Source organism: Streptomyces sp. NPDC013317 (assembly GCF_055563155.1).
Map to the genome: position 1 here is coordinate 127,970 of NZ_JBVHDX010000008.1, position 14,487 is coordinate 142,456.

11 protein-coding genes are annotated in these 14,487 nt (G+C 70.5%); 8 read left to right on the top strand and 3 right to left on the bottom strand.

Annotated features, from left to right (window positions below):
* The first annotated feature begins 68 nt into the window (after positions 1-68).
* Positions 69-935, top strand: a complete 867-nt coding sequence (locus ACZ3IJ_RS21575; protein WP_467470484.1) for an HAD family hydrolase — start codon at positions 69-71, stop codon at positions 933-935.
* 326 nt (positions 936-1,261) lie between these two features.
* Here ACZ3IJ_RS21575 and ACZ3IJ_RS21580 read toward each other — a convergent pair whose 3' ends face one another.
* Positions 1,262-2,128 carry a Fic family protein gene (locus ACZ3IJ_RS21580; protein ID WP_467470486.1) on the bottom strand — a complete coding sequence of 289 codons (867 nt, stop codon included), beginning with the start codon at positions 2,126-2,128 and terminating at the stop codon, positions 1,262-1,264.
* A gap of 102 nt (positions 2,129-2,230) precedes the next feature.
* Here ACZ3IJ_RS21580 and ACZ3IJ_RS21585 point away from each other — a divergent pair, with 102 nt between their 5' ends.
* On the top strand, positions 2,231-3,217 hold the full coding sequence (locus ACZ3IJ_RS21585; protein WP_467470488.1) for an ATP-binding protein: 987 nt from the start codon (positions 2,231-2,233) through the stop codon (positions 3,215-3,217).
* A 53-nt stretch (positions 3,218-3,270) separates the two neighbouring features.
* On the opposite strand, the gene ACZ3IJ_RS21590 is transcribed toward ACZ3IJ_RS21585, so the two are convergent.
* Entirely contained in the window at positions 3,271-4,566 is a 1,296-nt protein-coding gene (locus ACZ3IJ_RS21590; protein WP_467470490.1) for a polysaccharide deacetylase family protein, read from the bottom strand.
* A 300-nt stretch (positions 4,567-4,866) separates the two neighbouring features.
* On the opposite strand from ACZ3IJ_RS21590, the gene ACZ3IJ_RS21595 reads away from it, so the two are divergent.
* The 6 genes from ACZ3IJ_RS21595 to ACZ3IJ_RS21620 all read left to right on the top strand — a co-directional run bounded on the left by ACZ3IJ_RS21595 (position 4,867) and on the right by ACZ3IJ_RS21620 (position 13,123).
* Positions 4,867-7,491, top strand: coding sequence for a bifunctional SulP family inorganic anion transporter/carbonic anhydrase (locus ACZ3IJ_RS21595; protein WP_467470492.1), 2,625 nt, complete (start codon positions 4,867-4,869; stop codon positions 7,489-7,491).
* A 194-nt stretch (positions 7,492-7,685) separates the two neighbouring features.
* Positions 7,686-9,641 carry an acetate--CoA ligase gene (acs, locus tag ACZ3IJ_RS21600; protein WP_467470494.1) on the top strand — a complete coding sequence of 652 codons (1,956 nt, stop codon included), beginning with the start codon at positions 7,686-7,688 and terminating at the stop codon, positions 9,639-9,641.
* 314 nt (positions 9,642-9,955) lie between these two features.
* The gene (gene nhaA / locus ACZ3IJ_RS21605; RefSeq protein ID WP_467470496.1) at positions 9,956-11,359 is read left to right on the top strand and encodes a Na+/H+ antiporter NhaA; all 1,404 of its coding nucleotides are present in this window, start codon (positions 9,956-9,958) and stop codon (positions 11,357-11,359) included.
* A gap of 37 nt (positions 11,360-11,396) precedes the next feature.
* Positions 11,397-11,894 (top strand): phage holin family protein, encoded by a 498-nt coding sequence (locus ACZ3IJ_RS21610; protein WP_467470498.1) that lies wholly within the window; start codon positions 11,397-11,399, stop codon positions 11,892-11,894.
* On the top strand, positions 11,891-12,835 hold the full coding sequence (locus tag ACZ3IJ_RS21615) for an alpha/beta fold hydrolase (protein ID WP_391801553.1): 945 nt from the start codon (positions 11,891-11,893) through the stop codon (positions 12,833-12,835). The genes ACZ3IJ_RS21610 and ACZ3IJ_RS21615 overlap by 4 nt, the downstream gene beginning before the upstream one ends.
* Before the next feature lie 99 nt (positions 12,836-12,934).
* Positions 12,935-13,123 carry a hypothetical protein gene (locus ACZ3IJ_RS21620; RefSeq protein ID WP_352187683.1) on the top strand — a complete coding sequence of 63 codons (189 nt, stop codon included), beginning with the start codon at positions 12,935-12,937 and terminating at the stop codon, positions 13,121-13,123.
* 124 nt (positions 13,124-13,247) lie between these two features.
* On the opposite strand, the gene ACZ3IJ_RS21625 is transcribed toward ACZ3IJ_RS21620, so the two are convergent.
* Positions 13,248-14,447: a MarP family serine protease gene (locus ACZ3IJ_RS21625; protein WP_467470499.1), complete on the bottom strand. Its 1,200-nt coding sequence runs from the start codon at positions 14,445-14,447 to the stop codon at positions 13,248-13,250.
* Positions 14,448-14,487 lie beyond the last annotated feature (40 nt).

Sequence of the window (14,487 nt, forward strand, 5' to 3'; positions counted from 1 at the left end):
GATCCGTGACTTCCATGGTGTACCCGAGAGCCTTCTCAGGCAAACCCACACGCCCCAGCGTACGCCGAATGGCGGGCACCTATGCTCGGCTCGTGGAAAACCACTCGATGCCGCGCACAGCCGCCTTCTTTGACCTGGACAAGACGGTCATTGCGAAGTCCTCGACCCTGACCTTCAGCAAGTCCTTCTACCAAGGCGGACTGATCAACCGCCGCGCCGTCCTGCGGACGGCGTACATCCAGTTCGTGTTCCTCGTGGGCGGTGCCGACCACGATCAGATGGAGCGCATGCGCGAATACCTTTCCGCGCTCTGCAAAGGATGGAACGTCTCGCAGGTCAAGGAGTTGGTCGCCGAGACCCTGCACGAGCTGATCGACCCGATCATCTACGACGAGGCCGCCTCCCTCATCGAGGAGCACCACGCCGCCGGCCGTGACGTCGTGATCGTCTCGACGTCGGGCGCCGAGGTCGTGGAGCCGATCGGCGAGATGCTCGGTGCCGACCGGGTCGTCGGGACCCGGATGGTCGTCGGCGACGACGGCTGCTTCACCGGCGAGGTGGAGTACTACGCCTACGGGCCCACCAAGGCGGAGGCCGTCCGGGAGCTCGCGGAGTCGGAGGGCTACGACCTCTCACGCTGTTACGCGTACAGCGACTCGGCGACGGACGTGCCGATGCTGGAGTCCGTCGGCCACCCCTACGCGGTCAACCCCGACCGCGCGCTGCGCCGCGAGGCCACCGCCCGGGACTGGCCGATCCTGCTCTTCGAGAAGCCGGTCCGCCTCAAGCAGCGACTGCCCGGGTTCCGGATGCCGCCGCGACCCGCGCTCCTGGCCGCCGCCGCGGTGGGCGCGGCGGCCGCGACCGCCGGACTGGTCTGGTACGCCAACCGTCGGCGCAACTCGGCTCTTGCCGATCGCTTTGCCCGGATTTGAGGAGAAAGCAAAGAAGTGGAGCCAGGACTTTCGCTTCCCATCCGACAGGAGTAGAAAGGAATCAGGCCCGCGAGACCTAGGACATCCGAGAGGATCACCTGTTGAGCAAGAAGGCCCCACGGACCATGCACAGAAACTGAGCACCCACGCGACGTCGACCCGTCGATTACGGGCCAGCCGCACCAGGCGATGGGCAAAGTTCCCCGCTTGATGGGCACATATCGAGGACGCTTGGTAACTCGGCGGACGTGCCAGCGGCGGTACCAGGACTGGTACCGCCGCAACCCTGTTCCAGGGCCTTCACGCCCGCCCCGGGCGCCCCTCCCTCAGGCCGCGCCGCGCTGCAGCGCCTCACAGACGGCGGTCGACTCGCGCACACCCAGCTCCACGGCCCGGCCGCAGTGGGCGATCCACGCGGCCATGCCGTCCGGAGTCCCCGACAGATAACCCTCGAAGGCGGCGACGTACGCCGCCCGGCCCTGCTCCGCGTGGCCGACCTCGGCCGGGCAGATCGACTTGGGGTCCAGACCGCTGCCGATCAGCACGATCCGCTCGGCGGCCCGGGCGATCAGCCCGTTGTACGAGGTGAACGGACGCAGCGCCAGCAGTTCGCCGTGCACCACGGCGGCCGTCACGAGCGCGGGGGCCGAACCGCCCGCGATGACCAGCTCCGAGAGCCCCTCGAGCCGTCCCGCGACCTCCGCCGGATCGGGCAGCGACGCCTCGATGAGCGGCTCGTCGACCGGCTCGCCGACCTGCCGGGGCCTGCCGACCGAGTCGCCGGCCTCGCCCGCCTCGCCACGCGCCTCACTCCGCGCCGCGGCGAGCGCCGCGTCGCCGACCGCAACCAGGTGCAGCCGGGCGAGCACCCGCAGCGGCGACTGGCGCCAGATGGAGAGCAGCTGGCCGGACTCGGCGCCCAGCCGCAGGGCCGCGCCCACGGTCCGCGCCTCGGCGTCGCCGCCGAAGTCGGTGCGGCGGCGGACCTCCTCCAGCGCCCAGTCGGCGCCGGAGAGGGCGGCCGAGCCGCGCGCCCCGCGCAGGGCGGCCTCGGAGGTGATCTCGTTGCTGCGGCGCCGCATCACGCGGTGGCCGTAGACCCGGTCGACGGCCTTGCGTACGGAGTCCACCGAGTCGGCGACGCCCGGCAGGGAGCCGAGGGCGGCCAGGGGGTCAGAGGCGTTCGTACTCATAAGTAGCGAGGCTACGCGCCCACGGCGCCCACCCCACGTTGGAGTGGTCTTCTTCACGGACCTCGACCACTGGGCGCGATCGTGACGCTACGCTTCGTGAACATGAAGATCGCTTTCGTAGGGAAGGGCGGCAGCGGGAAGACCACGCTGTCCTCGCTCTTCATCCGCCATCTCGCCGCCAACGAAGCCCCCGTCCTCGCGGTGGACGCCGACATCAACCAGCACCTCGGGACCGCGCTCGGGCTCGACGAGATCGAGGCGGCGAGACTGCCCGCCATGGGCGCGCACCTGCCGCTGATCAAGGAGTATCTGCGCGGCTCGAACCCGCGGATCGCCTCCGCCGACTCGATGATCAAGACGACCCCGCCCGGGGAGGGTTCGCAGCTGCTGCGGGTCCGCGAGGACAACCCGGTCTACGAGGCGTGCGCACGGACCGTGCGCCTCGACGACGGCGACATCCGGCTGATGGCGACGGGCCCGTTCACGGAGTCGGACCTCGGGGTTGCCTGCTACCACTCCAAGGTGGGGGCCGTGGAGCTGTGCCTGAACCACCTGGTCGACGGGGCGGACGAGTACGTGGTCGTCGACATGACGGCGGGCTCGGACTCCTTCGCCTCGGGGATGTTCACCCGCTTCGACGTGACGTTCCTGGTCGCCGAGCCCACCCGTAAGGGGGTCTCGGTCTACCGCCAGTACAAGGAGTACGCGCGAGACTTCGGAGTCGTCCTCAAGGTCATCGGCAACAAGGTGCAGGGCCAGGACGACATGGACTTCCTGACCGACGAGGTGGGCGACGACCTGCTCGTGACGGTGGGCCATTCGGACTGGGTCCGGGGCATGGAGAAGGGCCGTCCGGCCCGCTTCGAACTGCTCGAGGTGGACAACCGGATGGCGCTCCAGGCGCTCCAGAACGCGGCGGACGACTCGTACGCGCACCGCGACTGGGACCGGTACACGCGCCAGATGGTCCACTTCCACCTGAGGAACGCGGAGAGCTGGGGCAACGCCAAGACCGGGGTCGACCTGGCGGCGCAGATCGACCCCGGCTTCGTCCTCGGCGAGGCCCTGCCGGTACCCCAGCCCAGCTGACGACGACGGCCCGGCGGGCGGCGGGACACCACCCCGCCCGACGCGTCCGTCCGTCAGTCCCGCGCGGCGGCGGGCTGCTTCACGTCCGGCTTGGGCTGCGTGAGGGGCTGCGGGGCGGCCAGGAAGGTCGTCCAGCCGCCCTTCGGGGCCTCGCCGACCTTCAGGGTCCGCATCTTCGCGATCACCGTCGGGTCCTGGGCGTCCAGCCAGTCCGCGAGCTGCCGGAAGGACACGCACTTCACGTCCTTCTGCACGCAGACGGTGGCGATGGTCTCCTCGACGGCGCGCATGTACGTGCCGCCGTTCCAGGACTCGAAGTGGTTCCCGATGATCACCGGCGCCCGGTTGCCGTGGTACGAGCGGTTGAAGGACTGCACCAGGCCGTCACGCATCTGGTTGCCCCAGTACTCGTGCATGTTCGGGTCGCCCTGCGTCTTGCCGCCCGACTGGTTGACCATGAAGTTGTAGTCCATGGAGAGCGTCTGGAACTGGCGGCCGGGCACCGGCACCAGGTGCATCGACAGGTCCCACAGACCGTGGTCCTTCTCGGGCCAGATCTGGTCGTTGACGCCGCTGGTGTCATAACGGAAGCCCAGCTCGGAGGCGGCCTTCACGAAGTTCTCGCGACCCTCCAGGCACGGCGTGCGGGCGCCGACCAGCTCCTTGTCGTAGTCGAAGGGCAGCGGCTCCTCGGCGGCGAGACCGGCGTTCGTCTTCCAGTTCTTCACGAAGGACTTGGCCTGGCGGATCTCGCTCTTCCAGTCCTCGACCGACCACGTGCCGACACCGTTCTCCGGCCCGCAGAAGTGGCCGTTGAAGTGCGTGCCGACCTCGTTGCCCTCCTGCCAGGCGCCGCGCAGCTCGCGGACGGTGGCACGGATGCCCTCGGTGTCGTTGAAGCCGATCTCCGAGCTGCCGGCGTTGTGCTGCGGCGGGTCGTAGAGCTTCCGCTTCTCCTCGGGCAGCAGGTACACGCCGCTGAGGAAGTACGTCATCGTCGCGTCGTACTTCTGGCCCACCTTGCGGAAGTGGGAGAAGAGCTTCTGGCTGTCCTCCCCCGCTCCGTCCCAGGAGAACACCACGAACTGCGGGGGCTTCTCACCCGGCTTCAGCTTCTGCCAGACGGGCTGGCGGGGCTGGGCGCCGGTGAAGGCGGTGGAGCCGTCGCCGATCAGGCGCACCGCGTTGGGCGGGGCCGCGACGGGCTTCTTCGCCCCCTCGGCGTCCTGGGGCTTGGCCGGCTTCCCGGACTCCGAGCACCCTGCGAGCCCGGCGACCAGGGCGACGGCGAGGGCACCGGCGGCGAGTGCCCTTCTGCGGACAGTGGTCCTTCTCCCGGCGGCTGACATGCGCCCACCTCTCCTCGGATTCCGTACGGCTGCGAGCGGCGTCAACCTCGCACCACGGACGCCGGAATGATGAAACGACAAGCGGAATGAGCCGCCCCTGTCACCCCAACCGGTGAAACATTGCCCTGTTTGCCCCGAAAATAATGCCGCAGTCTTTACTCTCCATTACGATCCATTTACCGAGCGTTGATGTTCGCTCGGCCATCCCGCCACTGCACGCCGTGACCCAGCCGCGCCCGCGACCCCCAGTTCGTCCCGCACGAGCCGCGACCGCGCCGCCCCCGGAGGAGACGGGAACACATGACCCTCAGCCCACCCATCCGCCGCACCCACGACCAGCGTCCGCACAGCCCGCCCGACGGCCCGGCGCGACGCTTCCGCATCGCGGGCGCCGACGTCTCCGCCTCGATCGCCGTCTTCCTGATCGCCTTGCCGCTCTCCCTCGGCATCGCGCTCGCCACCGGAGCGCCCCTCCAGGCCGGCCTCGTGGCCGCCGCCGTCGGCGGGATCGTCGCCGGCCGGTTCGGCGGGTCGCCGCTGCAGGTCAGCGGCCCCGCCGCGGGCCTCACGGTGGTCACGGCGGAACTGATCCAGCTCTACGGCTGGCGCACCACCTGCGCCATCACCGTCCTCGCCGGCCTCGCCCAGCTCGGCCTCGCCGCTCTGCGGGTGGCCCGCTCCGCACTCGCGGTCTCCCCCGCGATCGTCCACGGCATGCTCGGCGGCATCGGCGTGACCATCGCACTCGCGCAGATGCACATCGTGCTCGGCGGCAACCCCCAGAGCTCCGCCGTGGACAACGTCCTGGGCCTTCCGGCCCAGTTGGCCCACGCCCATCCGGCGGCGCTGGTCATCAGCGCCCTCACCGTCGGCCTGCTCCTGCTGTGGCCGCGCCTGCCCGGCAAGGCCGGAGCGCTGCTCCGCAGGATCCCAGCCGCCCTGGCCGCCGTGGCCACCGCGACGGCCGCCGCCACGCTCGCCGGACTGGCCGTCCCCCGCGTCGACCTGCCCTCGTGGAGCAGCCACGCTCTGCCCGGCCTGCCCGAGGGCCCTGTCCTCGGCGTCGCGGCGGGCGTCCTCACCATCACCCTGGTGACCAGCGTGCAGTCGCTCCTCTCCGCGGTCGCCGTGGACAAGCTGATCGCCGCCCGGCCCGACCGGGGCCACGGCGTGCCCCGCTCACGTCTCGACCGCGAACTCGCGGGTCAGGGCGCGGCGAACGTCGTCTCCGGCGCGCTCGGCGGACTGCCGGTGGCCGGTGTCGCGGTGCGCAGCGTCGCCAACGTCTCCGCGGGCGCCGTGAGCCGCAACTCCACGATGCTCCACGGGCTGTGGATCGTGCTGGCCGCGCTGCTCTTCGTCCCGGTCCTCGACCTGATCCCGCTGCCCGCGCTGGCCGCGCTCGTGATGGTGGTCGGCATCCAGATGGTGAGCATCACGCACATCCGCACCGTCACACGCCACCGCGAGATCCTCGTCTACGCGGTGACGCTGAGCGGTGTCGTGCTGGTCGGCATCCTGGAGGGCGTCGCGCTCGGGATCGCGGTGGCCGTCGGCGTCGCGATGCACCGCCTCGCCAAGACCCGCATCACCCGTGAGGAGCGCGACGGCCGCCACCTGGTGCGCGTCCGCGGACAGCTGACCTTCCTCGCCGTACCCCGGCTCAGCCGGGCCCTGCACCAACTTCCCCCAGGAGCCCATGTGGTCGTCGAGTTGGACGGGTCCTTCATGGACCACGCAGCGTACGAGACGTTGCGCGACTGGCAGGCAAGCTGCGTCCGGCACGGCGGCGAGGTGGAGATCACCGGTCCCGCCGGCGCCCGGATCACCGAACCGGACTCCGCCTCCCACGCCTGCTGCCGCCCCTGGACCCCCTGGCGCAACCACCACTGCGGCGAGCCCCATGTCAGCGACGAGACCCCGCGGACGACCGGGCACCAACTGGCGAGCGGCATCGGCAAGTTCCAGCGCAACACGGCGCCTCTCGTACGGGACGAGCTCGCCCGCCTCGCCCGCGAGGGCCAGCGCCCCTCGCAGCTCTTCCTCACCTGCGCCGACTCCCGACTGGTCACGAGCATGATCACCTCCAGCGGGCCGGGCGACCTCTTCACCGTACGGAACGTGGGCAATCTCGTGCCGCTGCCCGGCGACGAGAGCGGTGACGACTCGGTGGCCGCGGCGATCGAGTACGCCGTGGAGGTCCTGCAGGTCCAGTCGATCACCGTCTGCGGACACTCCGGCTGCGGTGCGATGCAGGCCCTGCTGAACAGCACACCCGGACCGGACGCCCCCCAGAGCCCGCTGCGGCGCTGGCTGCGTCACGGCCGGCCCAGCCTGGAGCGGATGGGCAGTCGCCGACACGCCTGGGCCCGGATCTCGGGCCGGCTGCCGGCCGACGCGGTCGAGCAGCTCTGCCTGACCAACGTGGTCCAGCAGTTGGAGCACCTACGGGCGTACGAGTCGGTGGCCCGACGGCTCGCCGAGGGCACGCTGACGCTCCACGGGATGTACTTCCACGTCGGCGAGGCGCAGGCTTATCTGCTGGCAGGCCCGGACGAGCAGCATCGCTACGACGACGTCTTCGACCTGGTCCCGCCGTCCATCGCGTCGGCCGACGACCGGGTCGACGCGGCCGAGAGCCGCGACGGGCCGACCGGCGCACGGACCGGCGCGTCCACCGACGCTCTGTCCGGCACACCGGCCGACGTACTCTCCGGAGCACCGGCCGGCACGCTGTCGGGCACACCCGCCGACGTCCTCTCCGGCGCGCTCTCGGGCTCGGGCTCGTGCTCGGGTTCGCGCTCCGACGCTCTGGGCGGCACGTCGGCCGACGCGCCCGCGGAGGGCGGCAGCCGGACCGCGGCGGCCGGGGAGCGGCTCGCCGCGACCATGATCAAGAATCGGACGCGGGCCCGCGCGTCCTGAACCTTCCCTCCCTCACGTCCGTGAGACCAAGTGGCCCCTTCTTCCCACCGCTCGGGAAGGAGGGGCCACCGCACGCCCGCCACCCCATAGGTCTAAACCAATTTCCTGGAGACTCTTGTCACCCGGGCATCTGACTGATGAGCTATGACGCGGGACACATAGGCACATAGGACGCCCTGGGAAAGGGAGATGTCGTGAGCAACGAAAGCCTGGCCAACCTCTTGAAGGAAGAGCGGCGGTTCGCGCCGCCGGCCGAGCTGGCCGCGCACGCCAACGTGACGGCGGAGGCGTACGAGCAGGCCGCGGAGGACAGGCTTGGCTTCTGGGCCGAGCAGGCGAAGCGGCTCACCTGGGCCACCGAGCCGACGGAGACCCTCGACTGGTCGAACCCGCCGTTCGCCAAGTGGTTCGCCGACGGCACGCTCAACGTGGCGTACAACTGCGTCGACCGCCATGTCGAGGCGGGCAACGGCGACCGGGTCGCCATCCACTTCGAGGGCGAGCCGGGCGACAGCCGGGCCATCACCTACGCCGAGCTCAAGGACGAGGTCTCCAAGGCCGCCAACGCCCTGACCGAGCTGGGCGTCACCAAGGGCGACCGGGTCGCGATCTACCTCCCGATGATCCCCGAGGCCGTCGTCTCGATGCTGGCCTGTGCCCGCATCGGCGCCGCGCACTCCGTGGTCTTCGGCGGCTTCTCCGCCGACGCCATCGCCACCCGCGTCGAGGACGCCGACGCCAAGCTCGTCATCACCGCCGACGGCGGCTACCGCCGCGGCAAGCCGAGCGCCCTCAAGCCCGCCGTGGACGAGGCCCTCACCCGCACCGACAAGGTGGGCAACGTCCTCGTCGTCCGCCGCACCGGCCAGGACGTGGCGTGGACCGAGGGCCGGGACGTCTGGTGGCACGACGTCGTCGCCCGCCAGTCCGCCGACCACACCCCCGAGGCGTTCGAGGCCGAGCACCCGCTCTTCATCCTCTACACCTCCGGTACGACGGGTAAGCCCAAGGGCATCCTGCACACCTCCGGCGGCTACCTCACCCAGGCGGCGTACACCCACCACGCCGTCTTCGACCTCAAGCCGGAGACCGACGTCTACTGGTGCACCGCCGACATCGGCTGGGTGACCGGGCACTCGTACATCACGTACGGTCCGCTGGCCAACGGCGCGACGCAGGTCATGTACGAGGGCACCCCGGACACCCCGCACCAGGGCCGCTTCTGGGAGATCATCCAGAAGTACGGCGTCACGATCCTCTACACGGCGCCCACCGCGATCCGCACGTTCATGAAGTGGGGCGACGACATCCCCGCGAAGTTCGACCTGTCGAGCCTGCGCGTGCTCGGCTCGGTCGGCGAGCCCATCAACCCCGAGGCGTGGGTCTGGTACCGCGAGCACATCGGCGCCGGGAAGACCCCGATCGTGGACACCTGGTGGCAGACCGAGACCGGCGCGATGATGATCTCCCCGCTGCCGGGCGTCACCGAGACCAAGCCGGGCTCGGCCCAGCGCCCGCTGCCCGGAATCTCCGCCACCGTCGTCGACGACGACGCGAACGAGGTCCCGAACGGAGGCGGCGGCTACCTGGTCCTCACCGAGCCGTGGCCGTCGATGCTGCGCACCATCTGGGGTGACGACCAGCGCTTCCTCGACACGTACTGGTCCCGCTTCGAGGGCAAGTACTTCGCCGGCGACGGCGCGAAGAAGGACGAGGACGGCGACATCTGGCTGCTCGGCCGGGTCGACGACGTCATGCTCGTCTCTGGCCACAACATCTCGACCACCGAGGTCGAGTCGGCGCTCGTCTCGCACCCGTCCGTCGCCGAGGCGGCGGTGGTCGGCGCCGCCGACGAGACGACCGGCCAGGCGATCGTCGCGTTCGTGATCCTGCGCGGTTCGGCCAGCGAGGACGAGGGGCTCGTCACGGAGCTGCGCAACCACGTCGGCACGACGCTCGGCCCGATCGCCAAGCCGAAGCGGATCCTGCCGGTGGCGGAGCTGCCGAAGACCCGTTCCGGCAAGATCATGCGCCGGCTGCTGCGCGACGTGGCGGAGAACCGGGAGCTCGGCGACGTGACGACGCTGACCGACTCCTCCGTCATGGACCTCATCCAGACGAAGCTCCCGAGCGCGTCCAGCGAGGACTGAGCGACGGCCCGGGCTGCCACAGGCCCCGGGCCGCCGCGGGCGCCAGGCGCCGCAGCCCAGGCCGCCCGCCGCACACCGCCCGTCCCGGGTTCCCCGGGGCGGGCGGCCGCTTGTGCGCCCCGCGGGGCCCGGGGCCGGTCTCCACAACGGGCCGGAGCGCGGTTCTGTCCCTAAAGTGAAGATCGCCGGACACAACCCTCGCTCGTTAGGTAAAGTAAAGAACGCGTCAGAGACGCGACAGAAATACCTAGGTGCGCCGGGAAGTCTGGTCGGCATGTGCTCTGTGCTGCCCAACCGACCGGAGGTCGCCGCCCGTGCCCGCGCCCGCACCCACCCGCACCGACCGTAAGTTCCTCGGCCGCCTCTCCTGGCCCGAGCGGCGGTACGTCGCAGACGCTCTGCGCGCCGAGACCGTCGGTGGCGTGCTCCTCCTGCTGGCCGCGGTCACCGCGCTGATCTGGGCGAACTCCCCCGTCAGTGCGAGCTACGAGACGGTGTCCGACTTCCACATCGGTCCCGCGGCACTCGGCCTGGACCTCTCGATCCAGCACTGGGCGGCCGACGGACTCCTCGCGATCTTCTTCTTCGTCGCGGGCATCGAGCTCAAGCGTGAGCTGGTCGCGGGCGAGCTGCGCGACCCCAGGGCCGCCGCGCTCCCCGTCGTCGCGGCTCTCTGCGGCATGGCCGTACCCGCCCTCGTCTACGCCCTGACCAACCTCGTCGGCGGCGGTTCCATGGACGGCTGGGCCGTGCCCACCGCCACGGACATCGCCTTCGCGCTCGCGGTCCTCGCCGTCATCGGCACCTCGCTGCCGTCCGCGCTCCGCGCGTTCCTGCTCACGCTCGCCGTCGTCGACGACCTCTTCGCGATCCTGATCATCGCGGTCTTCTTCACCAGCGACCTGAACTTCGCCGCCCTCGGCGGCGCCTTCGCCGGCCTCGCCGTCTTCTGGCTGCTGCTCCGCAAGGAGGTGCGGGGCTGGTACGTCTACGTCCCGCTCGCCCTGGTCGTCTGGGGCCTGATGTACAACAGCGGCGTGCACGCCACGATCGCCGGTGTCGCCATGGGCCTGATGCTGCGCTGCACCAGGCGGGAGGGCGAGGAACAGTCCCCGGGCGAGCACATCGAGCACCTGGTCAGGCCGCTCTCCGCCGGTCTGGCCGTGCCCCTGTTCGCGCTGTTCTCGGCGGGCGTGAACATCAGCGGGAAGTCCTTCGCGGACGTCTTCACCAACCCGGTCACCCTCGGTGTGGTCCTCGGCCTCGTCGTCGGCAAGGCCGTCGGCATCTTCGGCGGCACCTGGCTCGCAGCGCGCTTCACCAAGGCGGAGCTCAACAGCGACCTGGCCTGGCCGGACGTCTTCGCCGTCGCCTCCCTCGCCGGCATCGGCTTCACCGTCTCCCTCCTCATCGGCGAGCTCGCCTTCGAGGGCGACGCCGAGCTGACCACCCAGGTCAAGGCGGCCGTCCTCATCGGCTCGCTGATGGCGGCCGTCCTCGCGACATTCCTCCTCAAGTTGCGGGTACGGAAGTACGAGGCGCTGCTGGCGGACGAGGAGCGCGACGAGGACCAGGACGGCATCCCCGACATCTACGAGGAGGACGATCCGGCGTACCACCTGAGGATGGCCGAGATCTACGAGAAGAAGGCCGCCGAGCACCGCCAGCGCGCCCAACTGGCGGGGGCATCGAGCGATGACGGCGACAGTCCGGCATGATCTGAGGTCGGACCGTAGAAGAGAAGAGGGAGCAGCGATGAGCGACCCGGTCAACGGAGCCGAGCGCAGCCTCGGTCAGCTGGTCGCCTCGGCGACCGCCGAGATGTCCGCGCTGGTGCACGACGAGATCGCCCTGGCCAAGGCCGAGATCCGCCAGGACGTCAAGCGGGGCGCCATCGGCAGTGCGGCCGGCACGGCCGCCGCGACGGTGCTCCTCTTCTCGCTGCCCATGCTGAGCTTCGCGCTGGCCTACGGCATCAACACCTGGACCGGCGGTCACAACGGCGAGGGCGGCTGGAACCTCGCCTGGTGCTTCCTGCTCTCCTTCGCGGCGAACGTGCTGCTCGCGGGGCTGCTCGGGCTGGTGGCCTACGCCAAGTTCAAGAAGGTCAAGCCGCCGGAGAAGTCCATCAACTCGGCCAAGCAGACGGCCGCGATCCTGCAGAACGCCAAGCCGCATCCCCGCCCCGAAAGGGCGGCGCTGCCGGCCACGGTCCAGGAGAAGGTCGCCGCTGTGGGACGCTCGTCCACATGACCGTCCCTGAGAGCAGCAACGGCAGCGGCCCCGTCGGCAGCCCCGTACGGATCGACGGCCCCTGGACCCACCGCGATGTGGCCGCCAACGGCGCGCGCTTCCACATCGCGGAGATGGGCGACGGGCCGCTCGTCCTGCTGCTGCACGGCTTTCCGCAGTTCTGGTGGACCTGGCGCCACCAGCTGCCTGCTCTCGCCGACGCCGGCTTCCGGGCCGTGGCGATGGACCTGCGGGGCGTGGGCGGCAGCGACCGTACGCCCCGGGGCTACGACCCCGCCAACCTGGCGCTCGACATCACCGGCGTCGTCCGCTCCCTGGGCGAACCGGACGCGGCGCTCGTCGGCCACGGACTGGGCGGCTACCTCGCCTGGACCGCGGCCGTCATGCGGCCGAAGCTGGTGCGCCGCCTCGCGGTCTCCTCGATGCCGCACCCGCGCCGCTGGCGCTCGGCGATGCTCTCCGACTTCTCCCAGTCGCGCGCCGGATCGTTCGTATGGGGGTTCCAGCGCCCCTGGCTGCCGGAGCGTCAACTCGTCGCGGACGAGGCGGCCCTGGTCGGCCGGCTGATCGAGGACTGGTCGGGCCCGGGGCCGGCGGACGAGGAGGCGCTCGCCGTGTACCGGCGGGCGATGTGCATCCCGTCGACGGCACACTGCTCGATCGAGCCGTACCGCTGGATGGTGCGGTCCCTGGCGCGGCCCGACGGCATCCAGTTCAACCGGCGTATGAAGCGCCCTGTGCGGGTACCGACACTGCACCTGCACGGTTCGCTGGACCCGGCGATGCGGACGCGGAGCGCGGCCGGTTCGGGCGAGTACGTGGAGGCGCCGTACCGCTGGCGGCTCTTCGACGGCCTGGGGCACTTCCCCCACGAGGAGGACCCGAAGGCGTTCTCCACGGAGCTCATCAACTGGTTGAAGGACCCCGAGCCGGACCGGTGACGAACGGCCGTTCCAAGAACGGCCATGTGCCCGGCGCATACTCCAATTGGCGGGCCCCCGGGCGGTTACCGACCTTGGGCCCCGGGCAGACGTCGGGGTATGGGCTGGACGCACGACTACGGTGACACGGCACGCAACCGACGCTCGGCCGCTGGGCCGGGCTCACACGAGAGGAGCGGCCCGCAGGAACAGGGTCGCTCGCATCCGGGGCAGGACATCGGAATTCCGCGCATCCTGCGCCGCCGGGCCCGCTGGGTCTCGGCCCGGCTCAGGCACACCCGGGACTGATCGCCCCCGGTCCCGTCGCACGACGGGACCGATCACCCTCCGGGATCGATCACACCCTGGAGTCGATCTCACCCCGGGCCGGACATGGACGTCCATCCGCCGCGGCGCACAGCGGCTCAGCCGCCTACAGCGCACAACCCTGGCTGTCGACCTGCTGTGTCGCCGCGCGGCCCTGGACGATGTCCTGCCGGATCTCGTCGACGGTCAGCGCGTAGCCGGTGTTCCTGTCGTCGAGCGAGCGGGCGAAGATCACGCCGGACACCTTGCCGTCCTCGGTGAGCAGCGGGCCGCCGGAGTTTCCCTGACGGACCGTCGCGTACAGCGAGTAGACGTCCCTGCGCACCTCGCCGCGGTGGTAGATGTCAGGGCCGTTGGCGCTGATACGGCCCCGGACGCGCGCCGAGCGGACGTCGTACGAGCCGTTCTCGGGGAACCCCGCGACGATCGCGCTGTCGCCGCTGCGGGCGTCCTCCTCGGTGAACTGCAGCGGCTGGACGTCCAGATCGGGCACGTCCAGCACGGCGATGTCGCGCTGCCAGTCGTAGAGGACGACCTTCGCGTCGTACAGCTTGCCCTCGCCGCCGATCTGGACGGTCGGCTCGTCGACGCCGCCGACGACATGGGCGTTGGTCATGACCCGGCGGTCGTCGAAGACGAAGCCGGTGCCTTCGAGCACCTTGCCGCAACTCGGGGCCGTACCGACGACCTTGACGATCGAACGCTGTGCCCTGGCGGCGACCGGGCTGCCGGCGAGCGCCGGGTCCGGCGGCCTGACTTCGGTGATGGGCTCGTTGGCGAACGGGCTGAAGACCTGGGGGAAGCCGTTCTGCGCCAGCGTCGAGGTGAAGTTCGTGAACCAGGTGGATGCCTGATCGGGCATCACCTGCTCGACACCGAGCAGCACCTTGGAGCTGCGGACCTCCTTGCCGAGGGTGGGCATCGAGGTTCCGGCGAGGGCCGAGCCGAGCAGCCAGGCCACGAGAAGCATCGCGACCACGTTGACCAGCGCGCCTCCGGTGGCGTCCAGGGCGCGCGCCGGTGACCAGGTGATGTGCCGGCGCAGCTTGTTCCCGAGGTGGGTGGTGAAGGCCTGACCGACGGAGGCGCAGACGATCACGACGACCACGAAGACGACCGTCGCCGTGGTGGAGACCTCGGAGTGGTTCGTCAGCCAATCCCAGACGACCGGGAGCAGGAGGACGGCGACGAGGCCGCCGCCCAGGAAGCCGATGACCGACAGGATGCCGACCACGAAGCCCTGGCGGTAACCGATGATCGCGAACCACACGGCGGCGAGCAGCAACAGGATGTCCAGCACGTTCACCGTCAATAGCCTCGCTAATTCGTCTTCGGTCGCCCCGGGC